The 22,079-nt window shown below is 64.9% G+C and carries 23 protein-coding genes; 12 read left to right on the top strand and 11 right to left on the bottom strand.

Features of this window, described 5'->3' with window-relative positions; all coding sequences use genetic code 11:
- Positions 1 to 22: 22 nt before the first annotated feature.
- From HNP52_RS04115 to HNP52_RS04105, 3 genes are all read right to left on the bottom strand, one after another.
- Positions 23 to 745: a TIGR02186 family protein gene (locus HNP52_RS04115; RefSeq protein ID WP_221416148.1), complete on the bottom strand. Its 723-nt coding sequence runs from the start codon at positions 743 to 745 to the stop codon at positions 23 to 25.
- Between the two features lie 35 nt (positions 746 to 780).
- Complete coding sequence (locus HNP52_RS04110; RefSeq protein WP_184162831.1) at positions 781 to 1,695, bottom strand: sulfite exporter TauE/SafE family protein; 915 nt, start codon at positions 1,693 to 1,695, stop codon at positions 781 to 783.
- A gap of 325 nt (positions 1,696 to 2,020) precedes the next feature.
- Positions 2,021 to 3,496, bottom strand: coding sequence for a M23 family metallopeptidase (locus HNP52_RS04105; protein ID WP_184162828.1), 1,476 nt, complete (start codon positions 3,494 to 3,496; stop codon positions 2,021 to 2,023).
- 253 nt (positions 3,497 to 3,749) lie between these two features.
- Between HNP52_RS04105 and HNP52_RS04100 the strand changes: the two genes are divergently transcribed.
- The 6 genes from HNP52_RS04100 to HNP52_RS04075 all read left to right on the top strand — a co-directional run bounded on the left by HNP52_RS04100 (position 3,750) and on the right by HNP52_RS04075 (position 9,304).
- On the top strand, positions 3,750 to 6,227 hold the full coding sequence (locus tag HNP52_RS04100) for a helicase-related protein (protein ID WP_184162825.1): 2,478 nt from the start codon (positions 3,750 to 3,752) through the stop codon (positions 6,225 to 6,227).
- Complete coding sequence (locus HNP52_RS04095; protein WP_184162822.1) at positions 6,220 to 6,522, top strand: S4 domain-containing protein; 303 nt, start codon at positions 6,220 to 6,222, stop codon at positions 6,520 to 6,522. Before HNP52_RS04100 ends, HNP52_RS04095 begins: the two co-directional genes overlap by 8 nt.
- 59 nt (positions 6,523 to 6,581) lie before the next feature.
- The gene (gene fdxA / locus HNP52_RS04090; protein ID WP_184162819.1) at positions 6,582 to 6,920 is read left to right on the top strand and encodes a ferredoxin FdxA; all 339 of its coding nucleotides are present in this window, start codon (positions 6,582 to 6,584) and stop codon (positions 6,918 to 6,920) included.
- Between the two features lie 247 nt (positions 6,921 to 7,167).
- Positions 7,168 to 7,701 (top strand): CarD family transcriptional regulator, encoded by a 534-nt coding sequence (locus tag HNP52_RS04085; RefSeq protein WP_184162816.1) that lies wholly within the window; start codon positions 7,168 to 7,170, stop codon positions 7,699 to 7,701.
- A 114-nt stretch (positions 7,702 to 7,815) separates the two neighbouring features.
- Positions 7,816 to 8,562, top strand: coding sequence for a head GIN domain-containing protein (locus tag HNP52_RS04080; protein WP_184162813.1), 747 nt, complete (start codon positions 7,816 to 7,818; stop codon positions 8,560 to 8,562).
- 37 nt (positions 8,563 to 8,599) lie between these two features.
- Positions 8,600 to 9,304 carry a GIN domain-containing protein gene (locus HNP52_RS04075; protein WP_184162810.1) on the top strand — a complete coding sequence of 235 codons (705 nt, stop codon included), beginning with the start codon at positions 8,600 to 8,602 and terminating at the stop codon, positions 9,302 to 9,304.
- Here the strand turns inward: HNP52_RS04075 and pdeM are convergent.
- The 4 genes from pdeM to HNP52_RS04055 are packed head-to-tail and all read right to left on the bottom strand — an operon-like array spanning position 9,301 to position 12,373.
- Positions 9,301 to 9,963, bottom strand: coding sequence for a ligase-associated DNA damage response endonuclease PdeM (gene pdeM / locus HNP52_RS04070; protein WP_184162807.1), 663 nt, complete (start codon positions 9,961 to 9,963; stop codon positions 9,301 to 9,303). The two genes, HNP52_RS04075 and pdeM, sit on opposite strands and share 4 nt — an antisense overlap.
- Positions 9,964 to 9,994: 31 nt before the next feature.
- Complete coding sequence (locus HNP52_RS04065; RefSeq protein ID WP_184162804.1) at positions 9,995 to 10,441, bottom strand: hypothetical protein; 447 nt, start codon at positions 10,439 to 10,441, stop codon at positions 9,995 to 9,997.
- 41 nt (positions 10,442 to 10,482) lie between these two features.
- Positions 10,483 to 11,880: a M20/M25/M40 family metallo-hydrolase gene (locus tag HNP52_RS04060; RefSeq protein ID WP_184162800.1), complete on the bottom strand. Its 1,398-nt coding sequence runs from the start codon at positions 11,878 to 11,880 to the stop codon at positions 10,483 to 10,485.
- Between the two features lie 40 nt (positions 11,881 to 11,920).
- Entirely contained in the window at positions 11,921 to 12,373 is a 453-nt protein-coding gene (locus HNP52_RS04055; protein WP_184162797.1) for a hypothetical protein, read from the bottom strand.
- 164 nt (positions 12,374 to 12,537) lie between these two features.
- Between HNP52_RS04055 and HNP52_RS04050 the strand changes: the two genes are divergently transcribed.
- Positions 12,538 to 13,620, top strand: coding sequence for an exo-alpha-sialidase (locus HNP52_RS04050; protein WP_184162794.1), 1,083 nt, complete (start codon positions 12,538 to 12,540; stop codon positions 13,618 to 13,620).
- A gap of 262 nt (positions 13,621 to 13,882) precedes the next feature.
- On the top strand, positions 13,883 to 15,043 hold the full coding sequence (locus HNP52_RS04045) for a site-specific integrase (RefSeq protein WP_184162791.1): 1,161 nt from the start codon (positions 13,883 to 13,885) through the stop codon (positions 15,041 to 15,043).
- A 53-nt stretch (positions 15,044 to 15,096) separates the two neighbouring features.
- On the opposite strand, the gene HNP52_RS04040 is transcribed toward HNP52_RS04045, so the two are convergent.
- On the bottom strand, positions 15,097 to 15,357 hold the full coding sequence (locus tag HNP52_RS04040; protein WP_184162788.1) for an AlpA family transcriptional regulator: 261 nt from the start codon (positions 15,355 to 15,357) through the stop codon (positions 15,097 to 15,099).
- Entirely contained in the window at positions 15,350 to 16,072 is a 723-nt protein-coding gene (locus HNP52_RS04035; protein ID WP_184162785.1) for a hypothetical protein, read from the bottom strand. The genes HNP52_RS04040 and HNP52_RS04035 overlap by 8 nt, the downstream gene beginning before the upstream one ends.
- Positions 16,073 to 16,665: 593 nt before the next feature.
- On the opposite strand from HNP52_RS04035, the gene HNP52_RS04030 reads away from it, so the two are divergent.
- Together HNP52_RS04030 and HNP52_RS04025 are read left to right on the top strand one after the other, a co-directional pair.
- Entirely contained in the window at positions 16,666 to 17,220 is a 555-nt protein-coding gene (locus HNP52_RS04030; protein WP_311768395.1) for an SDR family NAD(P)-dependent oxidoreductase, read from the top strand.
- A gap of 58 nt (positions 17,221 to 17,278) precedes the next feature.
- Entirely contained in the window at positions 17,279 to 18,130 is an 852-nt protein-coding gene (locus HNP52_RS04025; RefSeq protein ID WP_184162777.1) for an SDR family oxidoreductase, read from the top strand.
- 418 nt (positions 18,131 to 18,548) lie between these two features.
- Here HNP52_RS04025 and HNP52_RS04020 read toward each other — a convergent pair whose 3' ends face one another.
- Positions 18,549 to 19,181: a tyrosine-type recombinase/integrase gene (locus tag HNP52_RS04020; protein WP_184162774.1), complete on the bottom strand. Its 633-nt coding sequence runs from the start codon at positions 19,179 to 19,181 to the stop codon at positions 18,549 to 18,551.
- Between the two features lie 321 nt (positions 19,182 to 19,502).
- Here HNP52_RS04020 and HNP52_RS04015 point away from each other — a divergent pair, with 321 nt between their 5' ends.
- Positions 19,503 to 20,372 carry a hypothetical protein gene (locus tag HNP52_RS04015; protein ID WP_184162772.1) on the top strand — a complete coding sequence of 290 codons (870 nt, stop codon included), beginning with the start codon at positions 19,503 to 19,505 and terminating at the stop codon, positions 20,370 to 20,372.
- Positions 20,373 to 20,682: 310 nt separating this feature from the next.
- Here HNP52_RS04015 and HNP52_RS04010 read toward each other — a convergent pair whose 3' ends face one another.
- A complete protein-coding gene (locus HNP52_RS04010; protein WP_184162770.1) occupies positions 20,683 to 20,976 on the bottom strand; it encodes a hypothetical protein in 294 nt (97 codons plus the stop codon).
- Between the two features lie 158 nt (positions 20,977 to 21,134).
- On the opposite strand from HNP52_RS04010, the gene HNP52_RS04005 reads away from it, so the two are divergent.
- Positions 21,135 to 22,022: a hypothetical protein gene (locus HNP52_RS04005; protein ID WP_184162768.1), complete on the top strand. Its 888-nt coding sequence runs from the start codon at positions 21,135 to 21,137 to the stop codon at positions 22,020 to 22,022.
- Positions 22,023 to 22,079 lie beyond the last annotated feature (57 nt).

Raw genomic sequence — 22,079 nt, 5'->3', positions numbered from 1 at the left:
TATTGGGTGAGTCTCGAAGCTTTCAGAAGCGTTTCCACACCGCCCCGGCGCCCCAGCCGAACAGGATGGAGAGGGCGACGGCGATGAGGCCGTAGAGCACCGAATAGTGATCGGCCGAATGGGCGACGAAACGCTCGAAGCCGGATTTGCGGATTTCGATCGGGCGCACCGCGGCAGCGAGCACGCGGCCATCGCGAATCAGGAAGGTCTCGGCGGTGAACTTGCCGATCGGGACACGCGCCGGGATCTTGAGCCGGGCGCGGTAGAGTACGCCGTCGGTGATCTCCACCGCGCCGGGCGCCTGGTAATAGAGGCCGGCGCGGGCGCGCAGGTCTTCCAGCCCCTTGTCGAAGCGCGTCTGGACTTCGGGGGCGGCGCTGGACGCCGGGGAGAGCTGCAGGCTTTCGACGCCGAGTTCGTAGATCGCGCGCGTGCGCTCATCGACGATCCTGTCGATCGGCCGCGACGAGGCGATGGCGTAGAAGCTCGGGGCCGAACGATAGCGCATGCGTTCGGCATTCACCCAGATGCCGGCCACCTTTTCCTTCTCGCGCACCTGCACCGATTGGGTGGGGCCCTTCACCACCACGACGATGTCGGCCGGCTTCTCGTCCTGCCCCGGAGCACGGCCGCCGGGATAGAGGATCGCGCCGAACAGCAGCAACTCGGCACCGGTGAACGAATAGGCGATCTCGATGTCGCGCTGCGAAACATCGGGCACCAGCCTGGGCTTGGCCTGGCCCATCAGCAGCGGCGCGAGTGCCAGGAGGAGCAATCGCCTCACAGCAATTCGACCGAGTAGATCTCGTCCGGCTGCCAGGCGAGGCCGAGCAACATGCGGATCGCCACCAGCAGCACGATCACCGCGAGGATGAAGCGCAGATATTCGGGCTTTACCGCCAGCGCGAAACGCGCGCCCATCTGCGCGCCGATCACCGAGCCGAGGAGGAGCAGGGCGGCGAGGACGATGTCCACCGCCTTGGTGGTGGTGGCGTGGACCATGGTCGCGGCGGCGGTGACGAACAGGATCTGGAACAGCGAGGTGCCGACCACGACCTGGGTGCCCATGCCGAGCAGGTAGAGCATTGCCGGCACCAGGATGAACCCGCCGCCGACGCCGAGCAGGACGGTGAGAATGCCGGTGAAGAAGCCGAGCAGCAGCGGTGCGAGCGGCGAGATGTAGAGGCCGGAGGAGTAGAAGCGCCAGCGCAGGGGCAGCATCGCGACCAGCGGATGGTGGCGGCGCTTGCGCGGGCGCGGCGGCCGGGCGCCGCGCGTCACCCGGATCGCCTGTACCGATTCGTGCAGCATCAGCCCGCCGATCGAGCCGAGCATCAGCACATAGAGTATGCCGATCACCACATCGATCTGGCCGCTTTTCTGGAGCAGGGTGAACAATCCCGCACCCGCGATGCTGCCGAGCACGCCGCCCACCACCAGCACCGCGCCCATATGCACGTCCACCCCGCCGCGCCGGAAATGGGCGAGCACGCCCGAGACGCTGGCACCGGTCACCTGGCTTGCGGCCGAGGCCGCGGCGACGGTGGGCGGGATGCCGTAGAAGATCAGCAGCGGCGTGGTCAGGAACCCGCCGCCTACGCCGAACATGCCCGAAAGCAGCCCGACGCCAAAGCCGAGCGCGACGATGACCAGCGCATTGACCGACAGGTTGGCGATCGGGAGGTAGAGATCCATTGTGCGCCAGCGATACCGCGTTTGCGGTGCAGTGCAAAAGCCATCTCGATCCGCGTCCGGAGGATCGGCGCGGTTGCAATGTAGGATTTCGCCTGCTTGGCTCGCGCTGCCGGGCCGCCACCCGGCCGCTCCTTCAACCTGTAGGGGAAATAGGATCGCGCGCGCGCAACAATGTTACGGGATGCGGCGGGTTTCCGTCGGGAAGGTCAAAATTCCGGCGGCGAAAACCCGCTCTTGGCCTGTACTTCGTGTACTTTCGCGAGTTGTCCCGGATCCGCTGTTGGAACGGGCGGGCAGCCGGCATTGGCCGGACGCCAGCGCCTCCTCAGTCCTCGGCGTCCTTCACCGCGCCATGCCCCACGGGCACCGCGAGCAGGCGGCCGAGCTGCGCCCGGAACGCGCCAAGGTCGCCACCGGTGAGCTGCTGGGTCGAATTGAACGACACCGAGCGCGGGTTCACCGCCACGCCGTTGCGATAGAGCTCGTAATGGAGGTGCGGGCCGGTCGACAGGCCGGTATTGCCCACCGCGCCGATCCGCTGGCCGCGGCGCACGTGCTCGCCGCTGCGGACATAGATGCGGCTGAGATGGCCATAGCCGGTGCCATAGCCATTGCCGTGGCTGACCTTGATGAAATTGCCATAGCCGCTGCTGCGCCCGGCGATCTGGACGACGCCGTCGCTCGCGGCGAACACCGGCGAGCCCCAGGGCGCGGCGATGTCGACGCCCTTGTGCATCCGGGTATAGCCCAGGATCGGGTGGCGGCGCATGCCGAAGCCCGAGGAGAAGCGGCCGTTCGCCGGCATCGCCATCGCGCCGGTCGAGTTGCCCTTGCCGCCGCCGTCGAACCAGCTGGTCTTGCCGCCCTGCTCGAACGGCGCGAGCTGCACCTTGCTGGCGCAGCCGTTCACGCCGGCATACATCAGGCTGCCGAGCTGGACCTCGCCGGTCGCGGCGCGGGCCTGGCCGACGATGATGTCGAACTTGCAGTCCGAGCCGAGCCGCGACACCGCGGTACGCGTCGCCAGCGTCTTGATATAGCTCTCGACGGCCTTGGCCGGGGCGCCGGCGGCACGGGCCGAGCGATAGAGCGACGAGCCGATCGTGCCCTGGATGCGCAGCGGCGTGCGGTCGATCGCGATCGGGATCTGCTTGAGGCTGAGCGCGCCGCCGTTGCGGGCGACTTCGATCGCCAGGTCGAAGCGCGCGCGCATCGCCAGCTTCTCTAGCGGGCGCGGCTGCGACTTGTCGACGCGGCGGCCCAGCGTCAGGTCGAGCATCGTGCCGGGTTGCAGGTCGCCGCTGGCTACCGCCTTGGTGACGAGCTGCTCGACCATGTTGGCGTCGGTCTTGCCCACGCCGGAGCGCAGCAGCGAGCCGAGCAGCGAGCCGGTATATTTGGTGTCGAGCTCGATGATCGGGCGTTCGGGCGTATCGGTCAGCGGGGCGACCAGCCCGGTCGCGGCCATGCGCGTGCCGGTGGTCGAGCCCATGCCGAGCGGCTTGATCGCCTGGGCCTGGGTCGCCTCGAACTCCGCGCCGGAGACCGGTGCGGGGACCGAGCCGTAGATCGGGTTCTCGAAGCCGGGTGCGAGCAGCAGCGTCGCGGTGATCAGGGCGACGCAGGTGGCGGCGCCGCGATACCAGGTCAGCGAGCCGATGCGCGAGCCGAGATCGGGGGCGAATTCGAAGTCGGCGAGCTTCTCGCTCAGCCGGGCCGCGAAGCCATGTGCGGGTGCCTTGGCAAGCGCGGATGCGCCGCCGCCGGTCAGGCCCTCTCCATGGTCACTACGCAGGTACAAGGCGTAACGCCCCCCAAAAGGTCGTCGATGTCGGGCCGTAAACCCCCGGCTACCGACGAAATCAGTGTGCAAGGCAGGACTTAAAGTCAAATTAAGTACCCTGTTGGGGGCCGCATCGTGCGGCGAGCTGTGGCGCCGCGCGGATGAAGCGAGGCATTCACTATAATCGCCAGTGTTTCCAACATGGTTAAGGCGATTCGCAAACTCGGGGGAGTTGCTTAAGGGACGACTCGGAACGATCTTGGGAGCCGCAATGAGTCGTTTCGCGCGTTCTCCGATCACTGCCGTGCTGGGCCCCACCAACACCGGCAAGACGCATCTCGCAGTCGAGCGGATGGCGGGTCATGCCAGCGGCATGATCGGCTTCCCGCTGCGCCTGCTCGCCCGCGAAGTCTATGATCGCGTTGTGAAAATGAAGGGCAGCGACGCCGAGGTGGCGCTGATCACCGGCGAGGAGAAGATCTGCCCGCCCAAGGCGCGCTGGTTCCTGTGCACAGCGGAATCGATGCCGCTGGAGCGCGAAGTGGCGTTCGTCGGGCTGGACGAGGCGCAGCTCGGCGCCGACCCCGAGCGCGGCCATGTCTTCACCGACCGGCTGCTGCGCGCCCGCGGCTTCGCGGAAACCATGATCCTCGGCTCGGACAGCCTGAAACCGATGCTCAAGGCGCTGGTGCCCGATGCCGAAGTGATCGGCCGGCCGCGCTTCTCGACGCTCAGCTATGCCGGCGCCAAGAAGCTGTCGCGCCTCCCCCGGCGCAGCGCGATCGTCGCGTTCAGTGCCGAGGAAGTCTATGCGGTGGCCGAGGCGCTACGCCGCCTGCGCGGCGGCGCGGCGGTGGTGATGGGAGCCTTGTCCCCCCGTACCCGCAATGCCCAGGTCGCGATGTTCCAGGCGGGTGAGGTCGACTATCTCGTCGCCACCGATGCGATCGGCATGGGGCTCAACATGGACGTGCACCATGTCGCCTTCGCCTCGCTCACCAAGTTCGACGGTCGTCGCCAGCGCCGGCTGACCGTGGCGGAGATGGCGCAGATCGCCGGCCGTGCCGGGCGCCACCAGCGCGACGGCACCTTCGGCGCACTGCACGAGGACGGCCCCAATGCCTTCACGCCCGAGGAAGTGCTGGCGATCGAGGCGCACCGGGTGCCGCCGCTCGAAAAGCTGTTCTGGCGCCAGGGCGAGCCCGACTTCGCCAGCGTCGAGGCACTGATCGCCAGCCTCGAGGCGAAGCCGACCAGCGAAGTGCTGCGCGCCGCGCCCGAGGCGATCGACCTCTCGGTGCTCAAGCGGCTGTCCGAAGAGGATTGGGTGCGCCAGCGGGTGCGCTCGCCGGCGATGGTCCGGCGGCTCTGGGCGGCCTGCGGCCTGCCCGATTTCCGCAAGCTCGGCGCCGAGCCGCACAGCCGCTTCGTCGGTCGGCTGTTCGGGCATCTGTCCGAAGGGCGTGGCCATGTCCCGCACCAATGGTTCGCCGACGAGATCCAGCGGCTCGACAATATGGGCGGCGATGTCGAGACGCTGGCCGGGCGCATCGCGGCGGCGCGCAGCTGGGCCTATATCGCCCACCGCGCCGACTGGCTGGAAGATCCGGTCCACTGGGCCGAGCGCACCCGCGCCGTGGAGGAGAAGCTCTCCGACGCGCTCCATGCCAGCCTCACCCAGCGCTTCGTCGACAAGCGCACCACGGTGCTGCTCCGCCAGATCGGCGCCGATGCCTCGAACCTGCCGGTGACGATCGGGCCCGAGGGCGAAGTGAGCGTCGAGGAGCATGCGTTGGGCACGCTCACCGGCTTCCGCTTCACCGTTGCCCCCGAGGCGCGGGCGGCCGACAAGCGCATGCTGCTCGCGGCGGCGGAGAAACGGCTGGGCAAGGAATATCGCAGGCGCGGTCAGGCGCTGATCGATGCCGAAGATGGTGCGATCTCGCTCACGGGTTCGGTGCTGACGTGGAGCGGTGTCGGCGTCGCGACGCTGGAGCCCGGTCCCAATATCGCCCGGCCGCGCATCCGGCTCGATCGTTCGCTGGACGTGCTCGAGCCGCAGGCCAAGACCGCCGTCCAGGCGCGCCTCGATCGCTGGTTCGCGGAGCAGATCGGCAAGCGCCTGACCGTGCTAGGCAAGCTCGACGAAGTCACGCGCGATCCGCAGGCCGGTTCGCCGCTCCGCGCGCTCGCCAATGCGCTGCTGGAGGCCGGCGGCCTGCTCCCGCGCCGTGCCGCCGCCCATCTGGTCGAGGCGCTCGATCCGCCGGCGCGCCAGCGGCTGCGCAGGATCGGGGTCACCATCGGCACGCTCGACATCTTCGCGCCCGCCTTGCTCAAGCCCGCCGCTGCCGCATGGCGTCGCGAGCTGCTGGCCCTTGCCGATGCTCCGCGCGACGGCGCGGCTGTGCTGCCGCGTACCGCGCCCGGCGCTGATCTCGTCCATGGCTACCGCCCGCTCGGCGCCCAGGCCGTCCGCGTCGACCTGGTCGAGCGCATCGCCCGTGCCGCGCATGACAGCCGCAAGGGGCGCAAGCCCTTCGCCCCCGATCCCGCGCTTGCCACGTCGATGGGCCTCACTGCGGAAACGCTGGGCCGGCTGATGGCGCAGCTCGGCTTCCGGACGGCGCGTGGTCCGGAAGGCGAGCCGCAGCGCTGGATCTGGCAGGGGCTGGTCGCGCCGCCCAAGCCCAAGGCGCCGCCGCGCGACAACGCCTTTGCCGTGCTCGCGGAGCTCAAGCATGGCTGATGCGGGCACCATGCGGGTCGATCGCTTCCTGTGGTGGGCACGCCTCGCCGGCACCCGCTCGGCGGCACAGGCGATCGCCGAGAAGGGTACGCTGCGCATCGACGGGCGTCGGATCGAGCGCAGTTCCGCCTGTGTGCGTGTCGGCTGCGTTATCGCCTTCCCGCTCTACGGCAAGGTGCGCGTCGTCCGGGTGGAGCAACTGCCCTCCCGGCGCGGGCCGCCGGCGGAAGGACGCGCCTGCTACCAGGACCTCAGTGTCGCTGCGAACGTCTCGCAGGAAGCGCCATATGATTGACGCAGCGAAACCACAGGCATAGCAGGACCGGCAGTTTTCCGTTCCAAGGGGCCGTTTCCATGACCTATGTCGTCACCGACAATTGCATCCGGTGCAAGTACATGGATTGTGTCGAGGTGTGTCCGGTCGACTGCTTCTACGAGGGCGAGAACATGCTCGTCATCAATCCGAACGAGTGCATCGATTGCGGCGTCTGCGAGCCCGAGTGCCCGGCCGAGGCGATCCTGCCCGACACCGAGAACGGTCTCGAGAAGTGGCTCGAGCTGAACCGGACCTATTCCGAATCCTGGCCGAACATCACGCAGAAGGGCGATGTGCCCGCCGATGCCGATGCGATGAAGGACGTGCCGGACAAGTTCGAGCAGTTCTTCTCGTCGGAGCCCGGTTCGGGCAGCTAGGCTTACCCGATTTGGCGGTCCCGGCCGCCAAATCCTCAGAAACCTGCGAGAAATCGCATTTTTGCGCAGACAAACGGTGACGTTTGGCTGGTAATTTTATTGCAAGCGTGTTAAATGGGGCGCGACGGAGGAAGACTCACCTCCGCCCGGAGAAGCAAAGAGAAGTCGCCCCGATCTGCCTGCCCTGCATTCGCCGGGGTGGACGCCGAGCCCGTCGGGGCCGGTTATCACGAAAGGTTCCTCGCACATGGCTGCTAAGGCGCTGTCCTTCGATGTCGGCGATTATGTCGTTTACCCCAAGCACGGCGTTGGCCGTGTAATCGAGCTCCAGAAGTCTGAAATCGCGGGCATGCAGCTCGAGCTCTATGTCCTGCGTTTCGAAAAAGAGAAGATGACCCTGCGCGTCCCGACCAACAAGGCGGAGAGCGTAGGCATGCGCAAGCTTTCGAGCGACAAGACGCTCAAGGAAGCGCTCGACACGCTCAAGGGCAAGCCCAAGGTGAAGCGCACCATGTGGTCGCGCCGCGCCCAGGAATATGAAGCGAAGATCAATTCGGGCGACCTGGTGTCGATCGCCGAAGTGGTCCGCGACCTGTTCCGCGCCGACGACCAGCCCGAGCAGAGCTATTCGGAGCGTCAGATCTTCGAAGCGGCCGCAAGCCGCCTCGCCCGCGAGCTCGCGGCGATGGAAGAGATCGACGAGCCGGCCGCGCTCGAGAAGATCCTGGAGATCCTGCGCAAGGCCGCGGCGATCCACAACAAGGACAAGGTTCCGGCCTGATCGCTTCCAGGCATCGGACCACGGAGAGGGGCGGCCTTGAAAACCGCCCCTTTTCCTTGTCTGATCGATGGTGTATTGGTTGTGCAATACACATGGTTTCGGGAGGAAGTTTCGATGCGTGCAGCCCTGATCGCCCTGGCCCTTTTGCCGCTCACCGGCACCGCCGCCTGCCATGCCAGCTGGGAGAAGGATGGCAAGGAAGGGCATGACACCAAGCCGAGCGGGGTGATCGCCAAGCGCAGCTATGATGCGAGCGGCTTCACTAAGATCGAGCTGCGCGGTCCCGATGATATCGATGTGACCAACGGCGCGCAGTTCACCGTATCGGCCGAAGGCGACACCGCGGCGCTCGACCAGCTGGTGGTCCGGGTCGAGAACGGCACGCTGCTCGTCTCGCGCAAGGACCGGCACGGCTTCTCCTGGGGCAATCACGAGGATCATGGCGTGAAAGTGCGCGTCACCCTGCCCAGCCTCACGGCCGTGAACCTCACCGGCACCGGCGACATCAAGATCGACAAGGCGGAAGGCGATTTCCACGGCGCGATCACCGGCACCGGCGATATCGACATTGCCGCGCTCGCTGCCACCGATACCGACCTCTCGATCACCGGCACCGGCAACATCACCGTTGCGGGAAGCGGCAACCGGCTCAATGCCTCGATCCGCGGCACCGGCGACATTGATGCAGCGAAATTCGCGGCGAAGAGCGCCAGCATCTCGATCCTCGGGCCGGGCAGCCTGAGGGGCAATGTGAGCGGTGGCGCATCGATTTCGATCGCGGGCCCTGGCGATGTCGATCTGACCGGCGGCGCCAAATGCGCGATCAGCGCGACCGGCCCGGGCGAGGCACATTGCTCCTGAGCTTGCCTCGGCGCTGAACCCGCGCGAGGGTAGGGCCATGCACCGGCTCGCCCTCGCTCCAATGCTGCTCCTGCTCGGTGCCACCGCGCCGGGCGACGAGCGGGTCGTCATGGTCACCGGCTTCGATCGCCTCCGCGTGGACGGTCCGTTCGCGGTGGAGGTGGTGCCGGGTTCGGCCGGCGTGACGATCAGCGGGGACCGCGCGGCGATCGACGCGGTCGGCGTCCGCGTCCAAGCCGGTACGCTGATCCTCAACTCCGGCCTGAACAGCTGGGAATCGACAGCCGGCAAGCTGGCCGGCGGCGCGCGGATTCGCGTGACCGTGCCGGGGCTGCGCGTGGTGCAGACCAATGGCGGCACGCGATTGCGGATCGCCGAGATGCGCGGCGACCGGCTCGACGTGTCGCAGAATGGCGACGGGCGAATCGAGCTCGCCGCCGTCGATGCGCAGGATATCGGCGTGACGCTCGCCGGTTCGGGGACGATCACGCTGGCTGGCACCGCGCTGCACACCCGGGTGCGGCTCTATGGGGCGAGCAACCTCGATGCGACGGGCTTCACCACCGCCGATGCCCAGCTCATCTCGGGCAGCAGTGGGATGCTGGCGATGAACGTGCGCTACAACGCCCGGATCAACGCGACGTCGAGCGGCGTCGTTCGCGTGCTCGGCAACGCCAAATGCACGGTGATCGGCCAGGGGCCGGTCGAATGCGCCGACCTGGAGCCGACTCGAGTCGACTAGGCGGCGAGCGGGAAGCGCAGCAGCCGATCCTCCAGTGCGACCAGCGCCTGGGCCTTGCTGCCCACCGCACGGACGATCTCGGGATGATGCGCGTCGAGGCCGCCGGTCAGCGCACCGAACGCGGGCAGGATCAGCTTGGTCGCGGAGGCCACGAAGCAGCGCCGCGCCACCTGCCGGCCGCGCACGCGCAGCCGCAGCTTGGGATGGAAATGGCCAGAAAGCTCGGGCCGGGGATCGCCCGGCTCGGCTTCGTGGCGCAGCACCAGCCCGTCGATCTCGGCTTCCTCGAGGATCGTGCCGCCGCAATGGTCGATCAGCAGGCTGTCGTGATTGCCGGTGATCCAGCGCCAGTCGAGCCGGGTCGTGAGATCGGTGAGCAGGGCTCGCGCATCGGCGGGCAGCCGCTCACAGCCTTCCGAATCATGGAAGCTGTCGCCCAGGCACCAGAGCTCGCGCGCCCGGGTACGCTCGGCCAGCGCCGCCACTGCGTGGAGCGTCGCGATCGAATCATAGGGCGGCAGCATCTGCCCGCGCGCCGCGAACCAGCTTCCCTTCTCGAAATGCAGGTCGGCCACCAGCAGCGCCTCGCGCGCCGGCCAGTAGAGCGCGCCCTCGGGCAGCGCCATCAGGTCGTGGCCGGCGAACGAAAGGGGAACCATGCCTCCGCTATCGATCCTCGCGGCCGCGTCGTCAACAGCGCAACATCGGTACCTTGCGGCCCTGATAGGTGATCGTGCCGTGATCCTTGTCAGCGCGCTCGATCGTGTAGCTGCGGGTCTCGGGCGGGTTCACCTTCTCGGCGCCGTCGCTTGCCGCGCTGTCGTAGCGCTCGCGGATCGTCTCGGTCACCGTATTGCCGGCCAGCGCCCAGCCGCCCATCTCGCCGCTATTGTCGAGGCTGCCGTCCGCCGCATAATGCGCGATGAAGTCGCTGGCGCAGCTGCTCTCGAACGACCAGCTGCCGACCAGCCAGTCGTGCAGCGGCGCATCCGCGGCGGCGACCTTGGGTGTGGCCGGCGTCGGCGCCGGGGCTTCATGTGCCTCTGCTTTCTGCACCGGCTTGGCCGCATCGGGCTGGCACGCCGCCAGTGCCGCGCCGCCAAGCATCATCGCGATGATATGAGCCCCTGTCCGCATTGCCCGAATCTAGCCGAACCGGCCGATTCGGGCCAGCGGGATCAGGCCGGCACCTTCGCCATTTCGCCGATCTTCGCGAGGATGCGCACCCAGGAGCGGATGCCCTTGTGGAAGCTCTTCAGGTCGTATTTCTCGTTGGGCGAATGGATATTGTCGTCGGTCAGCGCGAAGCCGACCAGCACCGTGTCCATGCCGAGAATCTTCGAGATCGAGGTAACCACCGGGATGCCACCGCCGCAGCCGATCAGCGCGGCCTTGCCCCATTCGGCATCGAGCGCCGCGCGCGTGGCTTCCAGCGGCGGGCTGTCGCTGGAGACGCTGACGGCCGGGCTGCCCGGGCCGCGGCCGGTGAACTCGACCGAGCAATCGGCGGGCAGGCGCGAGCGGACATGTTGCTCGAAGGACGCCCAGACCCTGGCCGGGTCCTGGTTGCCGGTCAGGCGGAAGCTCACCTTTGCGTGCGCTTCGGCCGGGATCACCGTCTTGAAGCCCTCGCCGGTATAGCCGCCCCAGATGCCGTTGACCTCGGCGGTCGGTCGCGACCAGATCTGCTCGAGCACGTCATGGCATTTCTCGCCGGCCGGCACGCTCAGGCCGATCTCGCCGAGGAACTCGGCCGGATCGAAGCCCAGCGCGTCCCAGCTCCGGCGCACGGCGGGATCCAGTTCGGGCACGCCGTCATAGAAGCCGTCCAGCGTCACCCGGCCATCGGCATCCTTCATCTCGCCCAGGATCGTGCAGAGCAGCTGGATCGGGTTGCGCGCCGCGCCGCCGTACAGGCCGGAGTGGAGATCGCGCGACGCCGCGCGGATCGTCACCTGGCCGGCGGCCATGCCGCGCAGGCCGATGGTGAGGCCCGGCGTCTCGGTATCCCACATCAGCGTGTCGCAGATCAGCGCGAAGTCCGCCTTCAGTTCCTCGGCATTGGCGTGGAGGAACGGTTCGAGGCTCTTCGAGCCCGATTCTTCCTCGCCCTCGAACAGGATCGTCACCTTGCAGGGCAGGCGGCCTTCGGTTTCCTTCCAGGCGCGGCATGCCTCGACAAAGGTGCGCAGCTGGCCCTTGTCGTCCGACGCGCCGCGGCCGACGATCTGCTTCGCGCCATCGGCCCGAGTCTCGATCACAGGCTCGAACGGATCGCGCCGCCACAGCTCGATCGGATCGACCGGCTGCACGTCGTAATGGCCATAGAACAGGATGTGCGGCCCATCGCCGTCATGATGTGCGACAACCATGGGATGCCCCGGCGTCGGCGCGACACGGGCGGTGAAGCCCAGGTCGTTCAGCTCGTCGGACAGCAGCCGCGCGGCATGCTGGCATTGCTCGGCATAGGCCGGATCGGTCGAGACCGAGGGGACGCGCATCAGCGCGAAAAGGCGGTCCAGGGCGTCATCGATATGTGCCTCGACATAGTCGAGCGGCTTGGTGGAGTCGGTCATGGGGCAGCGCTACGCCTGTGGACGAAACGGGGCAAGCCGCTCAGGACGCGCCTTCGTCCGCAACTCTGTCGGTCTCTGGGAGCGGCTCGTTCTCCATCGGTGCCGTCCAGGATCCGCGCCGTGGCGCGATCACCGGGCCCGGTTCGGGCAAGGCGGCCTGCTCTTCGGCGACAACGGGCTCGGGATCGATCCGCGCGGCGTGCTGATAGTCGATCGGTTCGGCGGGGCGGGCAATCGTCAGCGGGCGCGGCGGATTCAGCGGGCGCGGCGGATAGGGATTCTCGGGATAGGCCGGCACTGGACTGGCGGCGGAATAATAGCCGTCGCGCACCGGAGCGGCGGCGACAGCGCCTTGCGTCGGCGGCAGCGTCTGCTTGTAGAATTCGAATGCGCCGCTCTGGGCAAAGCTGGCCAGGCCCACACCCGCCAGTCCGCCGCCGATCACGGCAATCCCGGCAAATGCGATCATCCCTTTCCGCAACGTCGTCGCCATATGCGCCTCCGCACGGCAGAACCCGTAGCGGTAGGCGGCTGTTCCGCGCGGGCGCGACACTTCGCCATCCGATTGATGTGATTAATTGAGCCCAAAAGGCTTGCCCCGCGCTGCCGTGCCATGCTGAACAGGCCTCCTGTCGCTCGCACAAAGGTAGTTCCCCGATGATCCGTGTCCTGATGCTTGCCCTGGCACTATCGATTCCGGCGACGCTTCCCGCCGCTTCCCGGGAAGCGGCTGAGCAGCAGGGTGCGGTGCTGCTGCGCGAGTTCATCTATGAGAGTGCGCCCTATCCCCAGAGCCATGCCTCGACGATCGTCCAGACCCGGGACGGCGCGATCGCCGCCGCCTGGTTCGGCGGCACGCATGAGCGCAATCCGGATGTGGAAATCTGGTTCGCCCGGCGTGGCGCCAAGGGGTGGGAGACGCCGAAATCGGTCGCCAACGGCATCCAGCCGGACGGCACGCGCCTGCCCACCTGGAACCCGGTCCTGTTCCAGGATCCGGCGGGGCCGCTGCATCTCTACTACAAGCTGGGCCCGAGCCCGCAGACATGGTGGGGCATGGTCGTCACCTCCACCGATGGCGGGCGGAGCTGGGGCAAGCCGCGGCGGCTGGCGGATGGCATCCTCGGCCCGATCAAGAACAAGCCGGTGGTGCTGAAGAGCGGCGCCTGGCTTTCGCCGTCGAGCACCGAGGATGGCACCAGCTGGGCGTGGAAGCTGCACTTCGAGCGCAGCGAGGACGCCGGCAGGAGCTGGACGGCGACGGCACCGGTTCCCGTCGATTCCGAGGCGGGTTTCGATGCCATCCAGCCCAGCATCCTGTTCCTGCCCGATGGCAAGCTGGAGGCGATCGCCCGCACGCGCCAGGGCGTGCTGGCGGCAACCCAGTCGGCCGATGACGGCAAGAGCTGGGGCAAGCTGTTCGCGGTCGATCTCCCCAACCCCAATTCGGGCACCGATGCGGTGACGCTTCAGGACGGGCGCCAGCTGATCGTCTACAATCACGCCGCGCATCGGCCCGAGACGCCGGGCAAGGGCAAGCGCTATCCGCTCAACATCGCGATATCGCGCGACGGCGTGCACTGGAGCCCGGCATTGACCCTGGAAACCGAGCCGCTGCCCGATGGCTATGCCTATCCCGCGGTGATCCAGTCCGCGGACGGGCTGGTGCACATCACCTATACCTGGAACCGGCGGCGGATTCGCCACGTCGTGGTCGATCCGTCACGCCTGACTGGCTAGCGACGCGAAGGGACTGGTTCTCGGAGAAAATGGCGCACCCGACAGGATCTGACTCCCCGTCTCAGCAGTCATCTACATTCCCCAACGTGTCGCAGCGATCTAAGCAAGCATCTGATTTAAATCGGAAAATGATCTCGACAGCTCTCAGCTCAGCTCTACCAAGCATACATTTGACTTATGAAAAATGTTATGAAAAAGTGGGCGCATTGGAGGGCGCGCTTTGGCACGAAAACATGGAAACCGAGGTCCCAATCAGTTAACAGTGCTCCAGCTTCGTCAGAAGCTTAAGGAGCCAGGGCTGCATTCTGACGGCGCGGGTCTCTATCTTCGCGTTGGTTCGAGCGGTAGGCAACGTTCGTGGCTCGCTATCTATCATCTCGACGGGCGGCGCAGGGAAATCGGCTTGGGTTCCGCCGACGTCGTATCCTTGGCACGCGCGAGGGAGAAGGCGGTCGAAGTACGCGAGCTCGTGGATCGGGGCGAGGATCCCATCGGCACGAAACGAGCGAAGCGTGCGATACTGACCTTTGGCGAGGTGGCTGATCAATGGATCGAGGCGCAGACACCCAATGTTCGCAGTGACAAGTCGATTGCACGATGGAAGCGCGCCCTGGCCAAGGATGGTTACTCGCAGTCTCTGCGTGGCATGCGGGTCGACAAGGTCAGCGTGGACGACGTCCTCGGTGTATTGCGTCCTATCTGGCACAGCAAGGCGACTACTGCGCGTAATGTCCGCGTCTATATCGAGGCGGTGCTGGATGCTGCCAAGGCGCGCAAGCTGCGGGCGGGCGAAAATCCCGCAGCCTGGACAGGAAATCTGGAGCCGTTGCTGGGTGCGGTGCGTCGGTCGTCAAGGGGCCATGCCGCGGTGCCATGGCGCGTGATGCCCGAATTCATGGCCAAGCTTAGAGAGAAACCTTCGCTGGCAGGGATTGCCCTGGACTTCATTATCCTAACCGCTGCACGCACCTCGGAAGTTCTCAATGCGACCTGGTCAGAGATCGATCTAGAGTTGCGTACTTGGACGGTTCCCGCTGCGCGTATGAAGATGGGGGTCGAACATACGGTAGCGCTCAGCGATTCCGCCTTGGCGCTATTGCGGCGGGTGCGACCGGAAGAGCCGAACGACGGCGCCTTTATTTTTGGCGGCGAAAAGCCGCTGTCCAATATGGCTGCGGCGATGCTCATGCGACGCCTGGGCCGGAGCGAGACCGTGCATGGCTTCAGATCGAGCTTCCGAGATTGGGCAGGCTCCAGCACCAGCTACCCGCGCGAGCTCGCCGAGGAGGCGCTGGCTCATGCGGTCGGGGATGCGACAGAGCGAGCCTATCGTCGGGAAGCAGCCATCGAGCGCCGACGGCCGCTCATGGCAGATTGGGATCGCTTCCTCGCCGGGGGGCTCGCGCCGATCTCGCATCTTTAGTTCCAACGTCAAGAAGAGCGGCTGTGCCTGCCGTCACAGGCACGGATACTCCGTCAAATCGCCAGGCGTTCTGAAATCCAGCTGTCGATTTCCGATTCCAGCCAGCCCACGCATTGAGTGCTCAGCTGTCGCGCACGCGGAAAATCGCCCGCGCTCATCTTGCGATAGATAGTCGCGCGGCTTAGGCCTGTGCGATGGCGTACCGCCGGCAACCGCAGGATCGCGTTCGGGGCGGTCAAGCGCGCGGGGCCGCGATCATTTGCCGCCACGGGCTGCGATGCGGCGGGGATCGATGCATTCGTATCTTCAGTCATGGTCTTCCTCTTCCGTCTGCGGTTGTAAGGATCGGTCGTGCGTTGCCGCACCCGGCCGGTCCGGTGAAAGTTCCTCAAGCCGCGCCCAAGCGAGCTGGACGATGTTCGAGACATTGAGCGAAATGTAGCTCGGCAGGCCCATGAGCTGCGGAAGCTCGATGAGCATGCCCTCCGGCAGGATCATCAGGGCGTCGGCTTCGATCGCGACGATCCAGCGCGTGGTGCGGTCCGTGAAGCTGCGCTCGGAGAACATATCGAAGTAGAGCTCGAAACCGAGCTTCGCGGTATCGTCGAACCAGCTTTCCATTTCGAAAGCGCGGGCTCCGATCGCGGCTTTGCCTTGTTGGCGAAGCGCCAGCCAGTCTTCAAAGTCACCGGCCTGCCGCGCCAACTTCAGATCGGCGCAGTCGAGGGTATCCCGCTCGGTGATGTCAGGACGCCGGCGAGCGAAATCGATAATGCCCCACAAGGTGGCAGCTGCTCTGCGTAGTGAGGCGCCGTTCATTCCGTAACGACCGAGCTCGGCCAGCACGGCGGCGATATGGACCGCTTGAAAACCGAACTGGCGATGCTTGCCCTTGCCGTCGCCGCCTCCCATTGGCCGCAGCAGCCCGAGCTTGATCCAATAGGCGAGTAAATCTCCAGGCACACCCGTGGCGGCGCTCAATTGCTTGCGGGAAAAGGGGCGCGTCATTGAAATCTGCGGAGACGTCATGCGCCTATAATCGCAGCACGAACTCAACAAATAAAGAGAAAAATTCTCTTTACAAATCCGGATGCTGGTGGGGCATCGGTATAGCGCGCGGGAAAACTATAACATGGCTAACATCGGCGGATTTCTGCGGTTTTTGCTCTAACATTCTAGCTAACCTCGCCCCGACCAGATTGGCCTATCGAACTATAATATCTGGAAATAGAAAAATATAATAATTACAGCCTGTTACAGACTTTCGGTGATGGTGGTTAGAGTTTGAGTAGCTCCAGAAGCTAACATCTTATTCCTGCTCTTTCAGCATGTTAGCAGTGATCCGCAGCCGATATTGCGAAGGTTAGGGTTTCCCCGATGGCTCCCGGCCAGGTTCGCTCCAGCGCATACTGCGTCCTGCTACCGCCGAAAACACCGCCTCAGGTGCATCAGATCGCATCAACGTTTGGGCGTCACCTCAAGAGAGAGGTATGAATGGCGGCCCATTGCATCAAAAGCGACACGAAAAGTGGGCGGGCGAGGCGGGGGGAAAAGCGCTCTTCTTGGGGTAGTTGAGGCGTAGCGCTCTTGCGCCAAATATCGGAAGCTCTGCAGATGAAGCGGTGATCCTGCAAGCGCCATGCGTTCGGCCACGATCGGGTATCGTCAACGTGATTTCGAGCGTAACGCTAGCCGCGTTTCCCTTGGCTGTGGCCTATACCACGAGCAAGCAGGCGATCGAAAGCTTCACCGGCTCCCTTGCCCCCGAGCTCGCCTATTTTGATATCGCGGTGAAGCTGGTCGAACCCGGCTACGCACTGACCGCCAACTTCGGCGCGAACGCCACCGGCGAATATGCGCGGATCGACCATATCGAGCGCAAATTGAACGCCGAAGGCTATACCAACGTCGCCTCGCATCTCGATGGTCCGACCATTTGTCGGCAACTCCGCCAGGCAGTGAGCAAGGCGCGTGGAGAGTCCGCCAGGCAACACGGGCGACCGCCGGCTTCGGAGCTCATGACCTCGGACGTGCGGGCCTCGGATAGGCAGCCTCGATCCGACGGAGCGCCCGCTGATATGACGGGCGGGCGGCAAGCCGACCTCGCCCTCACACATTCGGGCGCGAGAGCCGACGGACTGGCGTGGGGGCTGGACCCGCGAAAGCGCGGCATCTGACTTGCAGGAAAGAACTCTTCGCACGCCGACGGGTTGTCCAAGGCGAGGAGAAGCCGCAATGTCCGATACCGCCGAGATGATCCACGAAGATGCGCTGCCCGGCCACGAGAGCGCGCTCGAACCCAAGCCCGAATGGGAGCCGCGTTACCCTGGCTCCGGGCGTCTCGCGGGCAAGGTCGCGCTGATCACCGGTGCGGATAGCGGCATCGGCCGTGCCGTCGCCGCGCTCTATGCGCGCGAAGGCGCCGATGTGGCGATCGTCTATCTCTGCGAGCATGACGATGCCGAGAAGACCGCCCAGATCGTCCGTAGCGAGGGCCGCGAGGCGCTGACCATCGCAGGCGATGTCGGCGACAAGGATTTCTGCGACCAGGCAGTCGCCCAGGTGATCGAGGCGTTCGGCCGGATCGACGTGCTGGTGAACAATGCCGGCGAGCAGCATCCCGACAAGGACATCACCGATATCACCGAGGACCAGATGCGCCGCACCTTCCAGACCAATATCTTCGGGATGTTCTTCCTGACCCAGGCCGCGCGCCCGCACCTCAAAAAGGGCGCGGCGATCGTCAACTGCACCTCGGTGACGATGTACCAGGGCTCGAAGGAACTGCTCGACTATTCGAGCACCAAGGGCGCGATCACGGCCTTCACCCCAAGCCTCTCAGAGAACCTCGTCGGCGAAGGCATCCGCGTGAATGCGGTGGCACCGGGGCCGATCTGGACGCCGCTCAACCCGATGGGCGGGGCTTCACCCGAGAAGCTCGAGACTTTCGGCGAGAATACACCGATGAAGCGGCCGGGCCAGCCCAATGAAGTGGCGCCCGCCTTCCTGTTCCTCGCGTGCGAGGACGCCAGCTACATGTCGGGCCAAGTACTGCACCCGAATGGCGGGACGGTGGTAAATGGGTAGACTGGGCCTTGTCTTTTTCGCATTCCCCGCACCACGCTCACAATTGAGCTTCCCTCTCAGGCGCCTATATTCAGTAGCCGCTGCTCCATTGCGCGCCGAATCTCAATCGGATGCCGACGCCCGCAAGGGCCAGGCTGTCGAACCGGGCTGCTCCGCCCTCGCCGCTGCTATTTTCGGGCCGGTCTAGGCCGTGAACCCATAAAGGCGGTCAGATGTACGAGGGGTGCCTGGCATTCTGACGGCACGCCGTTCCCCAGCGATCAGCCGGTCAAGCAGCACATCGAATTCGTTCGCGCGATGAAGCTGTTCTCGAACGGCCAGAAGATAAGCCGGCAACGCCGCCGAATGACTGATATTAGGGCGCATAGTCGTCCGACGTCGGAGCGGCTCATCTTGAGTGAGGATGGACCGCCCAGCCTCAGATTTCCGTTCGCTCAGCAAGGGGCAAAGCATCTTCAATGTCGACGCCGAGATATCTGACCGTGTTCTCGATCTTCGTATGACCCAGCAGGATCTGGATCGCGCGAAGGTTGCCGGTGGCCTTGTAGATCATCGATGCCTTGGTGCGCCGTAGTGAGTGTGTGCCATACTCGGCACGGCGAAGTCCCACTGCCTCAACCCACTCATCGACAAGTCGTGCGTATTGGCGTGTGCTGAGGTGGCCGGCATGGTCGACTCGGCTCGGAAACGCGTAGTCGTGGATCGTACCGCCACGATGTTCGAACCAGGCGAGCAAACTTGCTCTAACATCAGCTGTCAGCTCGAACTGCACGGGTTTTCCGGTCTTCTGCTGGATGACGATCGCTCTGGTCCTGATGTCGGTTCCAGATACGAGATCGCCAATCTTGGTTTTCACCAGGTCGCAGCCGCGCAGCTTGCTGTCGAGCGCCAGGTCGAGCAGCGCCCTGTCGCGAACGCGGCCTTCTCGATCCAGAAAGAAGCGAACGGCCCAGATTTGCTTCTGTGTCAGCGGTCGCTTGGCCCCGACAGTCTTGCCCGCGTTCCACGCAGGCCGGCACTGCACGACAGGATCATGATGTGAATTTCCCATGGTTCGTCTCCACGGCCGTAATTGGCCGTTGAGGGAACGCGCCGACTAATTGGTCGCAGCCGCGATCGGTAGCAACCGCCCCAATTGCCGACATTCGTTCCGCGGCCGCTTTGCCCCGGATTGTCTCCGTCGCGCAGGGCCGTCCGTAATCCGGGTCGAACGCTCGGCAAGGGGGTCCACCTCACACATTGGGCGCGAACAGCATCAGCACTTCATCTTTTGCAGGGTTGTTCTGGGCCATGACCGCGAGCTAACAGTCGCTGCGGTGGCCGAGCAAAAGCCGGGGGCGGCATCTCGAGCCAGGGTTTAGGGGGAATAAACATGAAGCGTATATTCATTCTCGCGCTGGTCGCGAGCGCGCCCGCATTGATGGCACAAACGGCGGCCCCGCAAGGGCCGGCCGGCGCGGCGCCAGCATCATCGCCAGCCACGACGGCCATAGTCTTCTCCGAAAAAGGGGCGAATGGGCTGGGCGATCTGCCCATGGGTGTCCACCGCATCCCGGACAGCAACGTCGTTATCTCGGGACATCAGGGCGGGATCGGGGCGCTGTTCGGCCCGATCGGCATGCTGGTGCAGAGTTCGATCAACGCCGAGGCCGGCACAGGCAAGGTCCGCAATGTCGAGGATGACTTGCGCTTCGACGTCCGGGCAAAGGCGATCGAGATGACCAACACGATCATGGCGGGCGACCAGTTCCGGACGGCCTTCACGCTCACGCCCCAGCCGGGCGGCCGCACGATGACCGTGACTCCGTATGTGGTGCTTACGTTTGTCAAGAAGACCGAGGATGTTCGCCCCTATATCGTGCTGAAGACGAAGGTCGCGATCGGCGACGACTCTGGCAAGGCGATCAAATATTTCTGCTGTGAAGGTAAGGCGCTGCCGCTTGCGGGCCTGACCGAAAATAACGGCGCCCGCCTGAAGGAACTCCTGACGGCCGAGCTCGACACCGCCATCAATGTGATGCTGCTCGATCGTTCGCAGCCTTTCACGCGCAGCGATGAGGCCAAGGTCGCCACCAACGGTTTGCTACCGTTTGTCGGCAAGCCCTTGAAGTGGCGGGGATTTACTCTGGGTCGCTACAAGGATTACGATCTTATCGAATTCCGTGGCGGGATGATGGTCTTCTCGGGTGTGAATATCGTCGAACCGGGCGCGTTGGAAATCACGCCCGTGGTCAAGAAATGAGGACCGACACCGCGATGGTCTGAAGGCCGATCAACCGGGCGATTCCGATATCGCCCGGTCCCGCCAGGATCCAAATCACGACAAGAGCTTGCGGGCATCGACGATGCCCTGCTCCTGACCCGACGAACGACGTCCGGCTCCGGAAACGGCCTGTCTAACGCGAACGGGTGTTTTCGCCGGACCCGGCCGAGGGGCGACCGATCAAGTCGCCCGTCGAAACGTGCGTTTTCCACCCATCTTCGGCTGTTCGGCGGCGAAGCGGCCGATCCAAAAGCAGTCAGGCTGCTCACGCCCCAATTGCAGACATTGACTATGGTGTGACGATGATGCCACCGTCTATCTTGGGGGCGACCAGAAAGCCGAACTCGATCCGCTCGGCTCCGTTAGCGGCGAGATAAACAACCTCGTCCTTGCCAAGTTCGCCAATCGCTTCCGATAATCGTTGCACCGAGACGTCTCCGTCGCAGAGCCACGCTGACGGCCCCACTGCACGGGCACCGACTTCGAGCAGATTTCCGTGAATGCGAGCCAGCACTTCATCGCCTGCGACCGCAATAAGCACGCGCTGGCCTTCAATCCGAACTCGGTAATGCTCCGGCGTCATTGCTGGAGCTTACTGTGAAATCCTTCGAGACGCTACGTCGGCTTTCCACCCTTCGTCGGCCGTTCGGCGGTGAGACGGTCGATCCGAAAGCGGTCAGGCTGCAAACGCCCCATTAGCAGACCTTGCGGGCCGCATATGATCGGGGCAGTTTGGTCGTCATGAAACCGAGCATAACAGCGGCTGCCATTGCGCTCCTGCTCTCGCCGACAGTTCCTTCCCTCGCGCAGGATTCCCCGACAACTTCGCGCGCGGGGGAAGCCTACTTGATCACGCAAAGCTACAAGACGTCTGAGGAAGCGAGCGACGGATCGTCCGGAAATTCGAAAGGCACGGTTAGGCTGATCGAAAGCGTGATCGCCCGAAGGGACGGCGGCATCGAATTGGAATATGATCTGCCCGATGACGCAACATCCCAAGACCGCGCCAGCAACTGGCAGTTCCCAGCACGCGTATTCAAGCCCTCAAATGGCCCAATAAAACTGCTCAATACTCGTGAGCTAGAACGCCGTCTCGATCATTGGCTCAAGGCGGCCAAATGGGACCGGACGGTCTGCGGACAATGGATATTTACTTGGAATGCCTTCCACATTGAATGCGATCCGGAGTCGGTCATTGAACTGCTGGCAAAGTACGATCTGACCTCGCAAGACCTTCATCCCGGCGCCCAGTATCTGGACGCATGGGCCGTCGAGGCCCAGCCGATCAGCAGGATAGAAGGTGAATCCGCCGGCGCGACTTTCAAGGTGGTTGCCAAAGTCGATCCCGACAAGGTCCGCCTCGAGCGCGCCGAATCCGATGTCGCAGTCGGAGCGATAACGCAGAAACCGATCAGCTTGGAGGCGGCTCTTCGCGAGCGGGGCAAGGAACGGGTATCAGGGTCTCTTTCCGTGACCTGGGCGACCGACGATGCTGGAGTTCCAACAAAGCGTACGAAGACGATAGCTTTGGAGATCCAGCGCCCGGATGGAACGCTGGAAAGGCAGACGAGAACAGAATTAGTAGAGCGGCGGCGCGTGGAAGCGGCGACGCCTCACAGCGGCAGCTAACCACCCATAGTCGGCCGTTCGGCGGTGAGACGGTCGATCCGAAAGCGGACAGGCAGC

It is taken from the genome of Sphingomonas kyeonggiensis (assembly GCF_014204495.1).
Classification (GTDB): Bacteria; Pseudomonadota; Alphaproteobacteria; order Sphingomonadales; family Sphingomonadaceae; genus Sphingomonas; species Sphingomonas kyeonggiensis_A.
The sequence above is the reverse complement of the archived record's forward strand: the minus strand, read 5'-3'. Positions and strand labels throughout refer to the sequence as shown.